Consider the following 17,696-nt stretch of genomic DNA (forward strand, 5'->3'; position numbering starts at 1 on the left):
GGATATTTGCAACCTTACGGAAAGTGATGCGGAAACGACACACCTTGTGCGCTTGCGAGGAGAGGGTTCGGCCGGCCCATTCGCTAAAAGCGGCATCAAGAAAGGCCGTTATTCCACTACCGCAGGACGTAATCCCCGCTCAGGAAGCGCAGGAATAGGATGTGGCCGGGAGCGCGGTCAGTTTTGCCTCGAAGTCGGCGGCGATTTTGTCCAGCGTCACGCTGTCCAATCGTCGCAGGAGCAGGGCCTGGGCTTCCTTCATCGCGTCGCCGAGGGCGACATTCACCGCCTGTTCCACAAGACACTCCGGCTGATCGTCGGCTGGGCCGATGGCGAAGAGATGCGGTTCGCCAATGGCGCGGTAGACGTCGAGCAGGGTGATCTCAGACAGCGGACGCACCAGCGTCCAGCCGCCGCCATGGCCCTTTTCGGAGCGGACGTAACCCTGTTCGCGAAGGCCGGCCATGGTGCGGCGGACGACGACCGGATTGGTGTTCAGCATCTTGGCAATCATGTCGGAGGTCGCCGAGTGCTGGTGCTTATCCATGTGGATCAGCACGTGCAGCATGCGTGAAAGGCGGCTGTCATTGCGCATGGTTCTCTTCCTGTCGATCGGAAGGGTCATTATCGCAAGCGGATCGTAACAAGACAAGTAACATGATGCTTGACGGCGGCATATCACGTAACTTATGTTGAGTCATGAGTTCGATATCAGAGGAGAGTTCCATGTCGTTCGAAGCCATCGTCATCGGCGGAAATTTTTCCGGCCTGTCGGCAGCCATGCAGCTTGCCCGGGCGCGGCGGCGGGTTCTGCTTGTTGATGCCGGCGCGCCGCGCAATCGGTTTTCTGAAGCGTCGCATGGCTTCCTCGGCCAGGACGGCCAGACGCCGGCGGCGATCATGAGGGAGGGAAAACGGCAGCTTTCGCTTTATCCGAGCATCACCATCCGCGAGGGGAAAGTCGTCCGGGCACTGAGGGATGGTGACGCGTTCATTGTCGGCACCGAAGACGGCGGCGAAGAACGAGCCGCGCGCATCGTGCTCGCAACCGGCGTCAGCGACACGCTGCCGGAAATCCCCGGCCTCAAGGACCGGTGGGGCCGCTCCGTGCTGCACTGCCCCTATTGCCACGGTTTTGAGGTCAGCGGCGGCAAGCTCGGCGTTCTGGCAAACCATCCGCATTCGGCCCATTCGGCCATGATGATCCCGGATTGGGGAGCGACGACTTATTTCACCCAGGCGCTGTTCGAGCCCGATGAAGAGCAATTGGTGAAGCTGACGGCCCGTGGTGTCCGGATCGAATCCAGCCCTATCGTGGAATTGTTGAGCGACAGTCCGAAGCTTGAGGCCGTTCGCCTCGCCGATGGCCGCGTCGTGCCGCTCGATGCCGTGTTCGTCGCGCCGAAAACGACGATGGCGAGCCCGGTTGCCGAACAGCTCGGCTGCGCCTTCGATGACGGCCCGTTCGGGCCGGTCATCCGGACAGGGGATAACAAGGAAACCACCATCACGGGTGTCTTTGCCGCCGGCGATGCGGCAAGCGCCATGCACAATGCCACGCTCGCCTCCGCTTCGGGCGTGCTCGCCGGCGTGCACTGCCATCAATCGCTTGTCATGCAGTCGGCCGCGTAAGGCGGAAACAGCACGTTAACCGGGTTGAATTCTTCCCCAGCAGGTCAAGGACCTTCACGTCCACCTCGTCACCGAGGTGAAAATCTCAAGGCGTTAATCATTGCTTCTAAAATAATGAGCCGTTGTAACCGACTTATTGCAATTTCTACGTTTGAATTGTAGCTGTTTTTCAGCCGCAGCTACTATCGCTCAACGACCGTGGTGAGACAATAGCAGACGCGCAGCACGCAGAACGGGGGCATCGAGTTGGGGTTTACTGACGCTGTTGGGACGGCTCTTGTGCAGAAATATGCAACTTTCGCGGGCAGGGCCTCCCGCTCGGAATATTGGTGGTTTGTCTTATTCTATTTCACGGTGCTGTTCGCGATCGGAATCGCGTGTCTTGTGACCTCCAGCTTTTCCGACTTCCGGGGCGGAGTTCCGCCACCAGTCGGCCTCCTCGTGTTCATCGGCGGATTGACTTGGCTGGCAATGTTTTTGCCACAGGTGGCCCTTCAGGTTCGCCGTTTCCATGATCGAAATATTTCCGCTTGGTGGTATCTCGCGCTGTTCGTCGGCGGCTTCGTTCCCTACTTCAATGTCATTGCCGGTATCGCGATCCTCGTGATCTGCTTGCTTCCAGGCACGGAAGGTCCGAACAAATTCGGGCCAGATCCGCTGCGTCCCCAAGCGCGAGCGGAGGTCTTTGCCTAGCGCATGGCCATCCGCAACGTCGGCCTGTTGGGTCTGTTCCTGGGCCACGATTCAGTTTCCGCATCAGCGAGCGTCTGTTGGAGCAATCGACTTATTGCAATTTCTACGTTTGAATTGTAGCTGTTTTCATCTTAATGACTATCAAGCAAGACGATGGTGAGACCGTGGATCACCGTGCTTGAATCAGCATAAATGGGGGCATTGAAATGGGGTTTACTGAAGCTGTTCGGACAGTTTTAACGCAGAAGTACGCAACCTTCTCCGGCAGGGCTTCCCGCTCGGAATATTGGTGGTTCGTGCTGTTCTATACCTTGGTAGGGCTCGCGCTTGTAATTTTGGCTTTGGCGGTAGGCGCCTTTTCCGACCAACAGGGTGGAGTTTCGTCAGCGGTGGTCGCCATCATGGTGATCGGTGGATTGTTTGGGCTTGCAATCTTTTTACCAATATTATCCCTTCAGGTTCGCCGTTTCCACGATCGCGACATTTCCGGTTGGTGGTATCTCGCGCTGATCGTCTTGGGCATGGTTCCCTATATCGGTACCGTTACGGGTCTCGCGATCACGGTTATTTCCGTAATGAGGGGCACGGATGGTCCGAACAGGTTCGGGCCGGATCCGCTGCGTCCCGAAGCGAGAGCAGAGGTCTTTGCCTAGAGAATGACCATCCGCAATCTCGGCCTGCTGGTGGCTCTGTTGCTTGCCACCTCGGTTCAGTTTTCGCCTGCTTGGGCGCAAGACAGCGACAGTCAGCAGGTTGGGGGCGGCGATCATCAAAAGAGCGCCGTCGGAGCCGAATATGCCGCGCAGTGCCAGCAGAACGGATTGCGCTGCACGCTCGTCTATGGCGACGCCTCTGCAAAGGTCGAACCGGCATCGAATACGACAAAATCGTCGCCACAACGCAAGCCGTTGATGAGCCCGCGGGAGCCGGTCGTCAACGGTCCTCTGGCGGTTGCTATCGTGCTTGTCGGTCTCATTGTGGCCGTCGGCTTGTGGATACGCTTCGGAAATGGCGGTGTCTTGCTCTCGTCTGCTCCACGCGACATCAAGCGGCAGGGGGAGGCGCCGGAAAGCTGGCGCACGTCAGCAGCCGAGGCCGAGGAAAAGCCGAGCGACTTCCTGCAGCGCATTGCCGCCATGGCGGATCGCAGGCAGGCGCTTGTCCTGCTGCTCAGACATTGCCTGCTTCATGCAGCAGATATGACGGGAACACGGCTTTTCCGCTCGGATACGGAACGGGCCGTTTTCGCCCGTCTACCGAGCAATATGCCCGAACGCGATAGGCTTGAAAATTTTCTGACGGCAGTGGAACTCGTTCATTACGGCGGCCGCACGCTTGCGGAAAGCCATTTCGGCGTCCTTCTGACGACGGCGCGCGGCTTGCTGTCATCAGGCAGAGTGGCCAATGCGTAACTCGGGGCCTCTTCTGTTGCTGGGGCTGCTGCTTGCGCTGGCGGCTCTGGCAGTCTTTGCGCTTTCGCGCGGCAGCGATTTCGACCGCTCGCCGCTTGGCAACAAGGGGTTGGAAACGTGGCTGCAAGCCAAGGGTATCCCTGTCGTACGATCCGACCCTCATGTCGCTCGGGCGCGTTCGGAAATCTCGCTGCGCATCATTCCCCTGTCGATACGCCAAGCCGAGGCTGTCGCACCTCAGGCAAACGAGGAAGCGGATGACGCAGGCCCGGAAAGCCCGATCCGGGAGTCAAACCGCTATGCGCTGCCGACGCTGATCGTTTTGCCGAAATGGCGCGGTAGTGTCTCAACGGATGGTGTTGCCGGCAAATCCGGACTGGCCGATCTCGCCGATATCGGCGGCGAACTCGACAAGATCGGTTATTCAGATTTTGGCTTCGCCCGCAGCAGCACCGATTTTGAAGTGGCGCAACCACAGCTGAAACCGGGCCAGCCAATCAATATCGCCCTCTATCAGGCACAAACCTTCGAACGGTCGAGCCTCCCGAGCGGCTGGGAGGAACTCGCGGGCACGCCGTCGGGTGCATTGCTCCTGCATGGTGAGGACGACCCCAACGTCTATCTGCTATCGGATCCGGACCTGTTGAACAATCACGGACTGGCTCTGGCCGACAACGCCTCCTTTGCCGTGTCGCTGGTCACGCTGCTGCGCGGCGCGGGCGAGAAGCGGCCAATCTATCTGGATACGGCCGGCCTGCCCCTGGATAGCAAGAAACCGGCGGATGAGGGCCGGACCTACGAGCGCTCTGCCTCCGATTTCAAGCGGTTTTTCGCTTATCCGCTGTCCGTCATCTGGGGAGTGCTGTTTGTCGTCGCCGCGATTTGTTTCTGGCGCGGCGCCTATCGCTTCGGGCCTGCCTTGAACGAGACATCCGGAAACATCGAGCTGTCGAAGACCGCCGCGATCGACGCGACGGCGCGTCTGCTGCGCCTTTCGGGCAATGATGGCCGGATGACCGGACAGTTCGTGCTCCATCTGCTTGCGGACAAGGCGCAACTGGTCTTCGGCCCCGGAGCCGGAAACGAGGCGGGCATAGAGCGGCTGTTTCAACGCCTGGCGCGCCGCGATCAGGCGGCGGCGAAGGCATTGCATTCGTCAGCGCAGGCGCTGATCGATCGTGGACATCGGATGACGCGGGCGGATCTGCACCGCAATCTCGAAATTTTTAGAAAATCGCTGGGGAGCACTGACCTTGGATCTAGGTGAATTTCGCAATCTTATCGCTGCGGTTCGTGGCGAAATCGGCAAAGCGGTGCAGGGGCAGGATGCGATCATCGATCTCGTCCTGATCTCGATCTTTGCCGGCGGGCATTGCCTGGTCGAAGGTCCGCCCGGCACGGCCAAAACCCTGCTTGCCCGGTCGGTCTCCGCCGCCATGGCGCTGCAATATCGTCGCATCCAGTTCACGCCAGACCTGATGCCCGGCGACGTTCTGGGCGTCAATCTCTTCAATTTCCAGACCAATCAGTTCCACCTGACCAAGGGCCCGGTCTTTACCGACATTCTGCTGGCCGATGAGATCAATCGCGCCCCCCCGAAGACGCAATCGGCTTTGCTGCAGGCGATGAACGAGCGAATGGTCACGCTTGATGGAACCGATTATTCCCTGGGGCCGGACTTCTTCGTGCTTGCCACGCAAAACCCGATCGAGCAGCAGGGCACCTATCCTTTGCCCGAAGCACAGCTCGATCGCTTCCTGTTCAAGCTTGTCGTCGATTTTCCCAGCCGCGATACGGAAATTGCCATCCTCTCCAAACACGCGACGCAGGCGCTGAAATCAGACCTGCGCAATGCCGGCATACGTCCGCTTGTCACAAGCGCGGCACTTGCCGAGGGGCGGGCGTTGATCGATGCGATCCGTCTGGACAACACGATCCTGACCTACATCGTCGACCTGGTGCGCGCCACGCGCTCCGATCCCGACATTCTCTACGGCGCGTCCACCCGCGCGGCCGACGCTGTTGCATCGGCAGTGCGCGTGCGCGCGGCTTTCGAGGGAAGGGATTACGGCTTGCCAGACGATGTCCAGGCGTTGCTGGTGCCTGCCTTGCGCCATCGCATCGTGCTTTCGCCCTCCGCGGAAATTGATGGGCGCACGCCGGACGAGGTGCTGCGCAATATCATGAACCGCGTGGATGCGCCCCGTTAAATGCGGCCATCCTCCACTCTGATCGCGCTCGTTCTGATATCAGCCGCGGTGACGATCTTCACCAGCGTGTGGTGGCGCGACATGAGCTACGTCTTGCTCCTCATGTGGCTTGCACTTGCAGCCCTGACCGTCGCCGATCTGGTCATCTCCAACCTGGCGGGCAGGATGACGGTCGATTTCGATCTGCCGCCGCAGGGCTTTGTCGGCCACACCGCCGCGTTTACGGTCGGCATCCGGTCGCAGAAGGGCGCGCTGTCCCGGAAAATCGAAATCCGGCTCGATCTCGCTCCCGAGCTGGTCGTCGACGAAATCAGATGGCTCAACCCTGCATCGGGTGCCGGAGAAGGAGAGGTCAAGGCCTCTCTGGACCTTCATCTGACCCGGCGGGGACGATACGCGGTCAACGCGCTATGGCTGAAGTGGCCATCGCGATTGAAGCTGCTCGAGATCATCGCGAAGATGCCCGTCGGGCAAGAGATCGCTGTCCAGCCCGACATATCGCCGGTGCTGTCGGGAGCGATCAAGACCCAGATCCTGCCGCTGGAGGCCGGCCAGAAAGATTTGCGGTTGCGCGGCGAGGGATCGGAGTTCCACCAGCTGCGTGAATTTGTAAGCGGCATGGATCCGCGCAGCATCGATTGGAAGCGGTCGGCGCGCATGCGCAGTCTCGTCGTGCGCGAGATGAGGGCCGAACGAAACCACCAGATCATCCTCTGCGTCGATTCCGGGCGGCTGATGGCCGAGCAGCTTGCCGGCTTCACGAAGCTCGATCGCGCCATCAATGCAGCGCTCGCCATGTGCTGGGGCGCAGGCCTTGCCGGCGATCTCGTCGGCTTCTATAGCTTCGACAGCCGTCCGCGTCTCTTCGTGCCGGCCTTGCCCGGACGCGCAGCCTTTCCGCGACTGCAGACGGTGTGCGCCGGGCTGCGCTACGAAACCCAGGAGACCAACCATACTTTGGGGCTGACCCACCTGTCGGGACGCCTGAAGCGACGGTCGCTGGTTGTGATATTCTCCGATTTCGTCGACACCATCACGGCGGAGCTGATGATCGAGAACATACAGGTGCTCGCCCGGCATCACTTCGTCGTCTATGTCGCCTTGCGCGATCCGATGCTGGGGAAGCTCATCGAGCCCGAGGAAACGACGCTCGATGCCGTCGCTCGCTCGGTTGCGGCGCGCCAGATTCTTCACGAAAGGCGCGCCGTCATGGAAAAGCTGGCGCGTCTCGGGGTGCTTTGCCTCGACAGCACGCCGGAGGCACTGACTTCGGATCTCATTGCGCGCTACATCGAAATCAAATCCCGTGAGATGATATGATGGATATCGGTATCGACGGCAGGATGGATAGGGGCGCGACAGTCAATGTCGGCACCGTTCAGAACGATACGCTTCGTTCGGCCCGCTTCCGGCTGGAGCGCGAGGTACACTGGCGTCAACTGGACGAACTGGTGACGCGTGCCGAGAAAGGGGGCGCAGCCACACTCGGCTATGATGAAGTCCGCAATCTCGCCACCGGATACAGGCAGGCGATGAACTCGTTGAGCGTGGCGCGCGATATTTCTCTCGATCGCGCCCTGATCGCCTATTTGGAAAGCCTCTGCGCCCGGGCCTATCTCGTCGTCTACGCTCCGCAGGAAAGCCTGGGCGGCCTGATGTCGCGCCTGCTGTTGCACGGCATTCCCCAGGCCGTGCGGCGCTCGGCCCTGCCTTTGTTCATCGGCTTCCTGGCGCTCATTTTGGGCGCGCTGGCGGGTTACAGGCTCTGCACCAACGACCCAAGCTGGTTCTATACCTTGGTGCCGCCGGAGATGGCCGACCAGCGCACGCCTGATGCCTCGACCGATTACCTCCGCTCGACCATCTATGGCGATGAAGGGCATGACAGCGACCGGCTGGCCGCATTTTCCGCCTTTCTCTTTTCCCACAACACCACCATCGTCATCCTGATCTTCACGCTTGGTGTTTTCGTGTCGGTGCCGAGCTTCATCCTGACCTTTTACAATGGTCTGATCCTCGGCGCGTTCTTCGCGATGTTTTATCGCAGAGGGCTGGGCTACGATGTCTTCGCCTGGCTCTCGATCCACGGCGTGACCGAGCTTGCGGCCATCGCCATTGCCTGCGCGGGTGGGGCAAGGCTCGGACTTGCCGTTCTCCTGCCCGGTGCCAGAACGCGAAAGGAAGCCTTGCGCCACCAGGCGCATGATGCCGTCAAGCTCGCCATCCTGGCGGCGCTGATGCTCATCGTGGCAGCCTTCATCGAAGGGTTCCTGCGTCAGCTGATTCAGGATCCGCTCTGGCGCATCGCTATCGGCTGGGGGATGGGCCTCTTCTGGGTAGGCTGGCTGCTGCTTGGAGGCCGCCAAAGCAAGGTTTCGCGCGAGGCCATGCGATGAGCCAGGCAGTCACCGACGGCAGGCGCACCGAGCAGTTCATCCCGCCGGAAGGCGTCCCGATCACCTTCGCCATTGCCTCGATCGGAACCCGTTTCGGCGCGCAATTCCTCGACATCGTCTTCACCTCGATCATCATATTCATCTTTGCCACCGCCATCATCTTCACAGGCGTGCTGCCTATGACGGCGGAGGCGATGCTCATGGTGATGCTCGGTTTTTTGGTGCAGACCCCCTATTACATTCTCTCGGAGCTCATCTGGAACGGACGCACGCTCGGAAAGAGAATCACGGGCATCCGCGTCATCAACATGGACGGACGGCGGCTGACGCCGCACCAGGTGACCGCACGCAACCTGATGAAACAGGTCGAGATTTTCGCCCCCATGGGCCTTTTGGCTTCGGTCGGCACGCAGTCGGCCTGGGAAAACGGTCTCACGAGCCTCTGGCTTTTAGCGGTGGTCATCGTCCCCTTCACCAACCGACGCCGGCAAAGGCTTGGCGACATCATCGCCGGCACCCTGGTGGTCGACACTCCGCGCTCCGTGCTGCTCTCCGATCTCGTGCTATCTGCTCCTGCCGCCGCATCGACGCAGGCGGAATTCGAATTCCTGCCGGAACATCTCGATGTCTACGGCAAGTATGAGCTGCAGACGCTGGAGGACGTGCTTCGCGACTCCACAAAGAGGTCCAACTATAAGGAGATCGAACAGATCGTGCGAACCATTACCCGAAGGATCCGGTATGAAGACACCGTGAAGCCCGGCCGGGAGCTGCACTTCCTCAACGAGTTCTATCGGGCCCAGCGCGAGCATCTGGAAAGCTTGAAGCTTTTCGGCACGCTTCGCGAAAACAAATATCATGAGCATTCGCGATCAGAGGCGAAGAAACTTGTTTGAGGTGGGGTGAATGCGTTGGGCATGGAAAGTGGCAAGTCACCGCCACCAAATGATGATTGGGAGCTGGTACCAAAAACAGCTTAAGCGAGAGGGGATTTTACCCTCGCCGAAAGTGTGCAGCATCGTCACCTCTCAACCCGGAGGGCACATACTGCGCCTCACCTTTCTCGCAATCCCCGTATTATTAGCTGGCTGCATGACCCCTGAGCGATGGGATAAGGTCTATTCCACGCAGACCGCGCCGACAGCTAGCGACAGATCCAGCGCCATCGAGTATGCGCGGAAGACATATTATAACTATTACTCAATTAGCGACGCGAGCATATCGAACGTCATAACGCTAGATAGTGGAGATCGGCTCATTTGCTTACGGTTCAACGCAAGAAATCGTCTAAGCGCATATGCAGGCATCTCGAAGAGTCCCTTGCGCTACTTCCATGGAGGAGGCCCTCCGCTCAGTTTGGTTGGAGACGACTATCGCTGCAGCGCAAGCCGGCTGCAGTACTCTCCATTCCCCGAACTGGAACGTCTTTTTTAAAGCATTGAGAAGGCTTGAGCTCGACGACAGGTGATTGGATGCCAGTTTCGCTGTTGTTAGAGCCCTCCTACCGATCGAACTCTGAAGGAATTGTGGTTTTGAGTTGCAGCGAATTTACTTCGGAAATCCGCCGGGTTGTACTGCGCCCAGAGATTGTACTTTAGGGATAATGTAATGAAGCTGCGTATCTTAGGCGCTTTCGCGCTTGTTCTTGCTGCTACGGGTCACGCTCAGGCCGACGATCGCACCGCCGCATCAGCAATCTTCTTTCATGATGTGACGAAATCGACATGCGGTTTCAAGATGACGCCAGAGTCGGCGTTAAAAGCTGCAACCACTCTTGGAATGTCGGGTCTTATTAGCGAGCCATTGCTTTCGGCGGTGTTTGCAATTTGTGGAGAGGTAAAAAAAGGAAACAAAAGCAAAACCATCGTAATCCAGGTTCCCGACAACCGCAAAGTGCTGCGGAAAGTCATGGTTGAAAGAGCCAAGTGGTGGCAAGCATGATAAGGGCGGCAGGGCTTGGCGGAGATGACAAACCCGCTGTAACTGCCGGATACCCAAGCAAGTGACAAGTGCTGCATCTTCACCGCGTGTCTGGTGAATGACTCAATTGACGCAGGGGAAAGAGTCTCTCCGGCATTCACGGCCGAACATCTAAGGCAGAAACAGCACGTTGTACTGTCCGAAATTGCCCGGCAGGTCGCGGACCTTCATTTCCTCTTCGCGATCCTCGAAGATGACGAGGCAATTCTCGTAGAAGCCGGAGAGCATTGATATGAAGGCCTTCGTTCCCTCCGGTCCGTAGAAGATCGGCGTGAACTCCATATAGAGCGGCACGCGGCGGGCAAGCAGCGGCTGCATTGAGCGGCAGGCGACCGGCTCGTAGCCCTCGATATCCATCCAGACGAGGCCAATCGAGGCCGGGTCGATCGAAAGTCCGGCAAGGATCTCGGGCACCGGCTTCACCGGCACGCTGATCTTCTTGTCCGTCGGGCTTTGACGGATAGCGCTGCTCTTGCCGTGATTGTTGAGGTTGAGGAAAAAGTCGATCTCGCCTTCGTTCTCGCCGGCGGCGCAATGGGTGAGCCGGACCTTCTCCTCCAGCCGGTTCTGGCGGATATTGAGCTGAAGCAGCGGGAAATTGCGCGGATCGGGCTCGATGCTGACGATCTGGGCGTAGGTGTCGCTGAGGGCGAAATAGACGGTCTGGGTGCCGATATTGCCGCCGATCTCCAGCAGCGTTGCGTCCTTTCGCAAGAGGCCGCGCTCGCGCAGGATGACGATCAGCCGGTCGACGGCCTCGCGTTCGAAATGGCCCTTTCGGAAGACCTTGCGGCCGATATAGTCCGAAGGCGAGAAAGTCATCAGATGGTCGCCGGCGTCGACCGTCATCGAGACCACCCGCGGGCCGATATTCTCGATCAGCAGGCGGCGGCCGAAGCGGGTGTCGAAGAAGCGCGAAGCGGCCGCATTGCGCGCCTTGCGCAAGCGGCGGCTCCAGTATTTGGCGGTCAGCCAGGGCTTGCCGGGCATCAGGGTTTTCCTTCGAGCGGCTCTGCCGCTTTCTCTCTCGGAATGACGTAGACTTTCAAGGGCAGGGCCCGGCCGCGCACATTGATTTCACGGCTTTCTATGCCGGCGAGGTTAGCACCCGAAAGGCTCGCTACCGGCTCGGAGATGACGATCGCCGCCTCGAACTCCTTGGCGGCGGTCTCGAGCCGGCTCGCAACATTGACGGTATCGCCGATCGCCGTCATGCTGCGCACCCGTCCGTATCCCATCGTGCCGACGACGGCCGGGCCGGTGTGAATGCCGATCGCGATGCGCAGCGGCAGTGCCAGCTCATCGGCCAGCTCGGCGGCGAGTTTCTCGATCTCGGCGACGATCGCCGCTGCTGCGTTGAGCGCCTGGCGGCAGGCTTCTTCCGGCGCGGTGTTGAGCCCGAAGAGCGCCATGGCGCCGTCGCCGATGAACTTGTCGAGCCGCCCGCCCGCCTGCTCCACCGCCTTGCCGATGATGGCGAAATAGCGGTTCAGCAGGAAGACGACATCGAAGGGCAGGCGGGTTTCCGTCAGTGTTGTGAAATGACGGATATCGACGAAGAGCACGGCGATCTCGCGCTCGCGACCGGGGCTCGTCTCCTGGCTGTTGGCGGGAAGAGCCGCCTCGATCGCCGGCACGAGAAGCGGCGCGACCGCAACGTCGCCGTTCGGACGAAGCTGGCAGGCGAGCCGGACATCCGGGCCGGCATTGATGCGCCTCAGTGTCGTCTGTTCCATCTTGTCAGGGGCCGGCAGGCTGTCGTAATCGCCAAGGATCTGCACACGGCAGGTGGAGCACTGGCCCTTGCCGCCGCAGACGGCATAATGCGGCAGGCCGCCGAGCCGGCTTGCTTCCAGCACCGAGAAGCCGCGTGGCACACGGATCACCTCGCCGCCCGGATAATTCACGGCGACCTGGTCAAGCCGCTCCTTCAGCTTGCGCCGGGCGCGGGCGACGACGACGATGAGCAGCGAGGCCGAGAAGGCGCCGTAGAGCCCGGCACGGATCATGGCGACCTGACGGTGAACGTCCGGGTTGGAGGCGTAACGGGTGTTGACGCCTTCCTTGTAAGCGCTGACCGTCATTGACTGCTGGTAGGAAGGGTCGGCGAGCGTCCGGCCCATTTCGACGAAGCCGAGCAGCGCGAGCACCGGCACGAGGATGGCGAGCGCCAGCATCAGCGGTGCGAAGTCCGGATACCAGGAGCGATAGCGCAGCCAGAAATGGATGCCGATGCAGCCGTGGATCCAGACGGCGACGACGGCGAGCGCCTGCCGCGCGCCGTTTGCCGGGTTCCGGATCCACAGCGAACCGACGACCGTCTCGTAATCATCGATGTAGCCGTAGAACTCGTGGGCGATGCGTGTGCCGATGACATGATCCATAAGCAGCAGCGGGATCATCAAGCCGAGCACGATCTGCGCCATTTCCCCCTTCGGCATGACGAGGCTGCGGCGCATGTAGATGGCGCGCAGCACCAGCGCGATATGGATGAGAACCGACGAATAGAAGATGGCGGTCCCCAGAGGATTGCGCCAGATCGCCAGGAAGAGGTGGGCGGCTTTATCGGCGGCGGTGACTGAAATCAGGCCAATCGCATGGTTCGACAAATGCAAGAGGACGAAGATGAAAATGACGAGGCCGGAACCGAGCCTCGCCCTTCTGATCGTACGTTCCGAAAAAATCCCTGTGGCCGAGACCGTCGTCATTCATTCCCGTTCTTGTCGATGTAACTGCAGGCCCATAGAGATTGAGAAAGAGGCGGAATTGCTTCGATCGCGATCACATTCCATATGCTTATGCGCAAGTTTTAGGGAAAGGGACAATAGCGGAATTTTTCGTGATAGCACGAGTGCCAGTTGTAAACAGTCTGTCGTACATGAGGTGTCAATGCGGGTGGCTTTCTACGCGCCGATGAAATCGCCGAACCATCCGGTGCCGTCGGGCGACCGGCTGATGGCGCGGCTGTTGATCAGGGCGCTGGAACTTGGCGGGCATCAGGTCGACATCGCGTCCGAATTTCGCACCTATTCCTCGACACCGGAGGCGGCAGCGGCGGTCGAACCCGCCATCCGCGCCGAGCTGGAGCGGCTGCGGCTGACATGGAAATCCGCGCCGCGACCGGAACTCTGGTTCTGCTATCATCCCTATTACAAATCGCCCGATCCCTTCGGGCCGGCGATATCCGCCGAATTTGCCATTCCCTATGTCACCGCCGAAGCCTCCTACGCGGCTAAACGCGACCGGACCGGCTGGGCAGCATCACAGAACCGCGTGGGCGAGGCGATCATGCAGGCAGCGGTCAATATCAGCTTCACCGAACGCGACCAGGCCGGGCTTGCAGCCGCATTTCCGCAGGCGCGGCTTGCCGGGCTGAAACCCTTCATCGACACGGCGCTGTTCGAGAAGGTGTCGCCGGCCCCCGATCCGCACCGGTTGATGACGGTGGCGATGATGCGGGCCGGCGACAAGATGGACAGTTATGTCATGCTCGCAAAAGCATTGCGGCTGATCGAAGACCGGCCCTGGACGCTTGCCGTCATCGGCGATGGTCCGATGCGCCAGGAGGTGCAGGGTCAGTTTGCCGGCCTTCCCGGCCGCATCGAATGGCTGGGCGAACGGAATGCCGTCGAGATCGCCGAACTGCTTGGGCATGGCGGCATCTATGTCTGGCCCGGTTGCGGCGAGGCCTATGGCCTTGCCTATCTGGAAGCCCAGGCCGCCGGCCTGCCCGTCGTCGCGCAGGAAACGGCAGGCGTGCCAGCAGTGGTCGAGGCTGGGGTGACCGGCCTGCTGACGCCGGATGGCGATGTCTCCGCCTATGCCGAGGCCGTGGCTGCCCTGCTTGACGACAGGCAAAGGCGCGACGCCATGGGGCAGGCGGCGCGGCGCTTCGTGCTTGGGGAACGTTCGCTTGTGATGGCGGCGCAGCTATTGAACGGAATTTTGCGGGACAGCGCAGCAACAGGAGTGACGTGATGACCGACGGGATAGCCTGGGACCCCCTGCGCCACGAACTTGACCGCTGGCAGACGGCCGGCCGCGTGGCGCGGTTCTGGCTGCGCGATGACGACGCCGTCGAGCCGACGCAGGCGCTGGAGACGCTGATGGCGCTGGCTGGCGAAAGCCGGGTTCCGCTGACGCTCGCCGTCATTCCCGGCCTGACCGGCGAGGCCTTGGCCGCACGCCTGGGGGAGGAAACAGCCGTCACGGTTGCGGTGCACGGCTGGTCTCATACAAACCATGCGGGACCGGAGGCGAAGAAGCAGGAACTCGGCGGCGAGCGGCCGGCGGAGGTCGTGCTCGGCGAGTTGGGTGAGGGGTTCCGGCTGCTGGAACGGCTGCATCCGGCCCGCTTCCTGCCGGTGCTGGTGCCGCCGTGGAACCGGATCGACGCTGCCCTCATTCCGGCGCTGCCCGGTCTCGGATTTGCAGCCCTTTCGGTCTACGGGCGGGCAAAGCAGGGCGGTCCGATGCCGCTTCTCAACACCCATGTCGACGTCATCGACTGGCACGGCACGCGCGGCGGACGGGGCGAGGTGGAATTGGTGGCCGAGCTGGTGGCCGAGCTTCGCGACCGGTTTGCCGGCAGCGACGAGCCCGTCGGCGTGCTCACCCACCATCTGGTGCATGACGCGGCCGCATGGGACTTCCTGTCGGCCTTGTTTGCAGTGACGGGCGGGCATCTGGCCGTCCGCTGGTCATCGGCGTCGGAACTGCTAGAGCATGTCGCGTAAAAGTGCGCCGCGGTTTTGCGATAACCGACATGCGCAAAAGCAAGACCTAAAGCGCGAGGAGCGAATCTGAAAGATCGCGACGCGCTTTAGGGCCTTAGACATTGCCGATCAGGCGGCGTGAACGCGTCCGAGGAAGTCTCGGATGAGTGCGACGACGTCATCGAGATGCGTCTCGAGCAACCAGTGGCCGCCGCCGAGCACATGCAGTTCGGCATCCGGCAGATCGCGCAGATAGGCTCGCGCCGATTTTTCCGGCATGTAGTGGTCGTTCGGCCCCCAGACGATCAAGGTCGGAGGCTGGTATTCCTGCAGATATTTGCGGTGTTCCGGAAACCAGCTCCGGTTCTCCTTCAGTCCGGCGATCAGGTCTATGGCGATTTCCTTGCGCCGCGGCGTGATCAGCGACCAATGCAGCTTCCAGAGATCTGGCGGGATGGTGTCGGCCAGAGAGGGCGGCAGATCGTTGAGGAATTCCTCTTTGAAGGCCTCCTCGCTGACCGCTGCCGCCAGCACCGTCCTCATCTCCGATTCCGGAAGTGTCCACGTCGCCTCGATATCCGCATACTTCGGCCCGAGGGCATCTTCGTAGGGGATATCGCCATTCTGGATGATCAGCGCCACGATCCGCCGCGGGTCTCTGATCGCCAACCGCGCACCGATCGGCGATCCGAAGTCGTGGAGGTAGAGGACAAACCGGTCGACATTCATCGCGCTGAGGAAGGCCTCTAGCCAGGCAGCGTATCCATCGAAGCTGTAGTCGAAATCATCAGGCGTGCCGCTGTAGCCCGCACCCGGGAAATCCGGCGCAATCAGGCGCCAATGGTCGGCAAGGCGCGGTATGAGATTGCGAAATTCATAGGATGAGCAGGGATATCCGTGCGGCAGCAACAAGACCGGAGCATCTTCTCGGCCGGCCTCGCGGTAGAAAGTCTCGACCCCTGCAACCGTCATCCAGCGATGTCGCACGAGAGTGGAGTTCGAGCCTGCGGCGCTGCCGCTCACTTTCGGTCCTCCTCATGCTGCTCGGCGCCCTCCACCGGCCGCAGCCACGGTTCGCGGCGCTTGATCCAGAGTTCGTAACGCGGCACAAGCGGCGTCGGCGCCTCGGATAGGATGCCGAGTTTGATTTCTGCCTCTTCGTCATCGACGGAAAACAGGCGCGAACCGCAGCCGGTGCAGAAATGCCGCCCCTGGAACTCGCCGGTTTGCCCTGAATGTTCGAATTGGTCGGCGGGCCAGATCCCGTAGAAGGTAAAGGCCGAACCGCTTTCTTGCCTGCAGTCGGTGCAATGACAGATTCCAACGCGTAAGGGTTCGCCACGGACAGAAAGGTGCACCTGCCCGCAAAGACACTTTCCGGAAAGCACGGTCATAACGGATGCCTGTTCTTTGATTTTGCGCTGCCGGGAAAACGGTCTGGCCCAGCATCTGTTCCGCTGTGACGTCGCAGGCATGCTCGGTCGGCGTCGTCGAAGAGCTTCGGACTGGACAAGATAACGGGAGGCCCTTAGCGGACCTACTCAATCACCACGATCTGATTGTCGCGGGCGGCAAAGGACTCGGGGAAGGCTGCCTGCGCTTGCATTTCCATCTGCGCCAGCTGTTCGTCCGTGCGGGAGGGGGCATGGTGGAAGAGCGCAAAGCGCTTGGTGCCCGCCATCTTCGCAAGCTCGGTGCCGTGCTGCCAGGTCGAATGGCCGAAGCCCTTGAAACGCTGCATCTCGTCTTCGTTGTAGGTGCAGTCGTAAACGACGAGATCGGCATCCTGCATCATCTCCAGCGAAACCGGATCGTAGGCGCCTGGAATATGCTCGATGTCATAGACGAGAGCGACCGAACGGCCCTGCCATTCAATGCGATAGCCGATGGCGCCGCCCGGATGGTTCAGCATGAAGGTCTTGATCTCGATGCCCGCACGGGGGGTCAATACCTGACCGGCATGGAAATCGCGGAAGTTCATCGTCGCCTGGCAGATGTCGGTCTTGACGGGAAACCAGGGCGGACTGATGAACTGCTCGACCATTTCCCGCGTGCTCATCTTACCATCGAGATGGCCGGACCAGATGTTGACGTTGATCGAGGGGTAATAGATTGCCTTGAAGAAGGGCAGGCCGATGATGTGGTCATAATGGCAGTGGCTGAAGAACAGGTCGACGTCGCTGACACTGTCCGCGAGCAGCGAGAGCCCAGCCTCGCGCAGGCCGGAGCCTGCGTCGAAGATCATCCGATGTTCTCCGCAGCGAATTTCGATGCAGGAAGTGTTACCGCCGTAGCGATCGAACTCGGGGCCCGACACGGGAATACTGCCGCGGACGCCCCAAAATTTTACCTGAAACAAATCTGTCGTCATCGTTCTTCAAACCGGCCTTCCCACCTCGCCATCGTAGTCATTGTTCATCCCGATGCGAAGCAGTAGAATTCCACGGGTTTGCCTGTACCCCCTTTCATTCTCCTAACCGCTAGCGGAAGAAGAAGTAGATTTTCCTAAGCAATCGGCTTTCGCTTCGGAAAGCAACCCAGTATGGTTCGTTTTCGGTAAACGGGCTGCTGAGGGCGGGGACATTTTCCCGTATGTCATGCCTATTAGATGGTTGCGCGCGATTGAAAAAACAATTGCTGCCCTGTTGAGCCGAAAAA

At 60.4% G+C, this 17,696-nt stretch carries 18 protein-coding genes; 12 read left to right on the plus strand and 6 right to left on the minus strand.

The annotated features are described in order from the left end of the window. Positions 1-139: 139 nt before the first annotated feature. Complete coding sequence (locus CUJ84_RS29760; RefSeq protein ID WP_105009253.1) at positions 140-595, minus strand: Rrf2 family transcriptional regulator; 456 nt, start codon at positions 593-595, stop codon at positions 140-142. 131 nt (positions 596-726) lie between these two features. Between CUJ84_RS29760 and CUJ84_RS29765 the strand changes: the two genes are divergently transcribed. The 10 genes from CUJ84_RS29765 to CUJ84_RS29810 all read left to right on the plus strand — a co-directional run bounded on the left by CUJ84_RS29765 (position 727) and on the right by CUJ84_RS29810 (position 10,284). After that, on the plus strand, positions 727-1,632 hold the full coding sequence (locus CUJ84_RS29765; RefSeq protein ID WP_105009254.1) for an NAD(P)/FAD-dependent oxidoreductase: 906 nt from the start codon (positions 727-729) through the stop codon (positions 1,630-1,632). A 246-nt stretch (positions 1,633-1,878) separates the two neighbouring features. Further along, positions 1,879-2,325, plus strand: coding sequence for a DUF805 domain-containing protein (locus CUJ84_RS29770; protein ID WP_105009255.1), 447 nt, complete (start codon positions 1,879-1,881; stop codon positions 2,323-2,325). A 206-nt stretch (positions 2,326-2,531) separates the two neighbouring features. Next, positions 2,532-2,978 carry a DUF805 domain-containing protein gene (locus CUJ84_RS29775; RefSeq protein ID WP_105009256.1) on the plus strand — a complete coding sequence of 149 codons (447 nt, stop codon included), beginning with the start codon at positions 2,532-2,534 and terminating at the stop codon, positions 2,976-2,978. A 3-nt stretch (positions 2,979-2,981) separates the two neighbouring features. Then, a complete protein-coding gene (locus CUJ84_RS29780; RefSeq protein ID WP_105009257.1) occupies positions 2,982-3,737 on the plus strand; it encodes a hypothetical protein in 756 nt (251 codons plus the stop codon). Beyond that, positions 3,730-5,004 carry a DUF4350 domain-containing protein gene (locus CUJ84_RS29785; protein ID WP_105009258.1) on the plus strand — a complete coding sequence of 425 codons (1,275 nt, stop codon included), beginning with the start codon at positions 3,730-3,732 and terminating at the stop codon, positions 5,002-5,004. Before CUJ84_RS29780 ends, CUJ84_RS29785 begins: the two co-directional genes overlap by 8 nt. Continuing rightward, complete coding sequence (locus CUJ84_RS29790) at positions 4,991-5,947, plus strand: AAA family ATPase (protein WP_018071512.1); 957 nt, start codon at positions 4,991-4,993, stop codon at positions 5,945-5,947. Before CUJ84_RS29785 ends, CUJ84_RS29790 begins: the two co-directional genes overlap by 14 nt. Next, positions 5,948-7,267 (plus strand): DUF58 domain-containing protein, encoded by a 1,320-nt coding sequence (locus CUJ84_RS29795; RefSeq protein WP_105009259.1) that lies wholly within the window; start codon positions 5,948-5,950, stop codon positions 7,265-7,267. Beyond that, positions 7,267-8,343 (plus strand): stage II sporulation protein M, encoded by a 1,077-nt coding sequence (locus tag CUJ84_RS29800; RefSeq protein ID WP_105009260.1) that lies wholly within the window; start codon positions 7,267-7,269, stop codon positions 8,341-8,343. The genes CUJ84_RS29795 and CUJ84_RS29800 overlap by 1 nt, the downstream gene beginning before the upstream one ends. After that, positions 8,340-9,239, plus strand: coding sequence for an RDD family protein (locus CUJ84_RS29805; RefSeq protein WP_105009261.1), 900 nt, complete (start codon positions 8,340-8,342; stop codon positions 9,237-9,239). The genes CUJ84_RS29800 and CUJ84_RS29805 overlap by 4 nt, the downstream gene beginning before the upstream one ends. 712 nt (positions 9,240-9,951) lie before the next feature. Beyond that, entirely contained in the window at positions 9,952-10,284 is a 333-nt protein-coding gene (locus tag CUJ84_RS29810; protein WP_105009645.1) for a hypothetical protein, read from the plus strand. Positions 10,285-10,434: 150 nt separating this feature from the next. On the opposite strand, the gene CUJ84_RS29815 is transcribed toward CUJ84_RS29810, so the two are convergent. After that, positions 10,435-11,313: an FkbM family methyltransferase gene (locus CUJ84_RS29815; RefSeq protein ID WP_105009262.1), complete on the minus strand. Its 879-nt coding sequence runs from the start codon at positions 11,311-11,313 to the stop codon at positions 10,435-10,437. Further along, complete coding sequence (locus CUJ84_RS29820) at positions 11,313-13,031, minus strand: adenylate/guanylate cyclase domain-containing protein (RefSeq protein ID WP_105009263.1); 1,719 nt, start codon at positions 13,029-13,031, stop codon at positions 11,313-11,315. The genes CUJ84_RS29815 and CUJ84_RS29820 overlap by 1 nt, the downstream gene beginning before the upstream one ends. 181 nt (positions 13,032-13,212) lie before the next feature. Between CUJ84_RS29820 and CUJ84_RS29825 the strand changes: the two genes are divergently transcribed. Next, positions 13,213-14,301: a glycosyltransferase family 4 protein gene (locus CUJ84_RS29825; RefSeq protein WP_105009264.1), complete on the plus strand. Its 1,089-nt coding sequence runs from the start codon at positions 13,213-13,215 to the stop codon at positions 14,299-14,301. Then, positions 14,301-15,059, plus strand: coding sequence for a polysaccharide deacetylase family protein (locus CUJ84_RS29830; protein WP_105009265.1), 759 nt, complete (start codon positions 14,301-14,303; stop codon positions 15,057-15,059). The genes CUJ84_RS29825 and CUJ84_RS29830 overlap by 1 nt, the downstream gene beginning before the upstream one ends. Before the next feature lie 108 nt (positions 15,060-15,167). Here CUJ84_RS29830 and CUJ84_RS29835 read toward each other — a convergent pair whose 3' ends face one another. The 3 genes from CUJ84_RS29835 to CUJ84_RS29845 all read right to left on the minus strand — a co-directional run bounded on the left by CUJ84_RS29835 (position 15,168) and on the right by CUJ84_RS29845 (position 17,409). Then, positions 15,168-16,010, minus strand: coding sequence for an alpha/beta fold hydrolase (locus tag CUJ84_RS29835; protein WP_105009646.1), 843 nt, complete (start codon positions 16,008-16,010; stop codon positions 15,168-15,170). A 47-nt stretch (positions 16,011-16,057) separates the two neighbouring features. Then, positions 16,058-16,432, minus strand: coding sequence for a GFA family protein (locus CUJ84_RS29840; protein WP_105009266.1), 375 nt, complete (start codon positions 16,430-16,432; stop codon positions 16,058-16,060). A 143-nt stretch (positions 16,433-16,575) separates the two neighbouring features. Beyond that, entirely contained in the window at positions 16,576-17,409 is an 834-nt protein-coding gene (locus CUJ84_RS29845; protein ID WP_105009267.1) for an MBL fold metallo-hydrolase, read from the minus strand. Positions 17,410-17,696 lie beyond the last annotated feature (287 nt).

The organism is Rhizobium leguminosarum (assembly GCF_002953715.1).
Classification (GTDB): domain Bacteria; phylum Pseudomonadota; class Alphaproteobacteria; order Rhizobiales; family Rhizobiaceae; genus Rhizobium; species Rhizobium leguminosarum_V.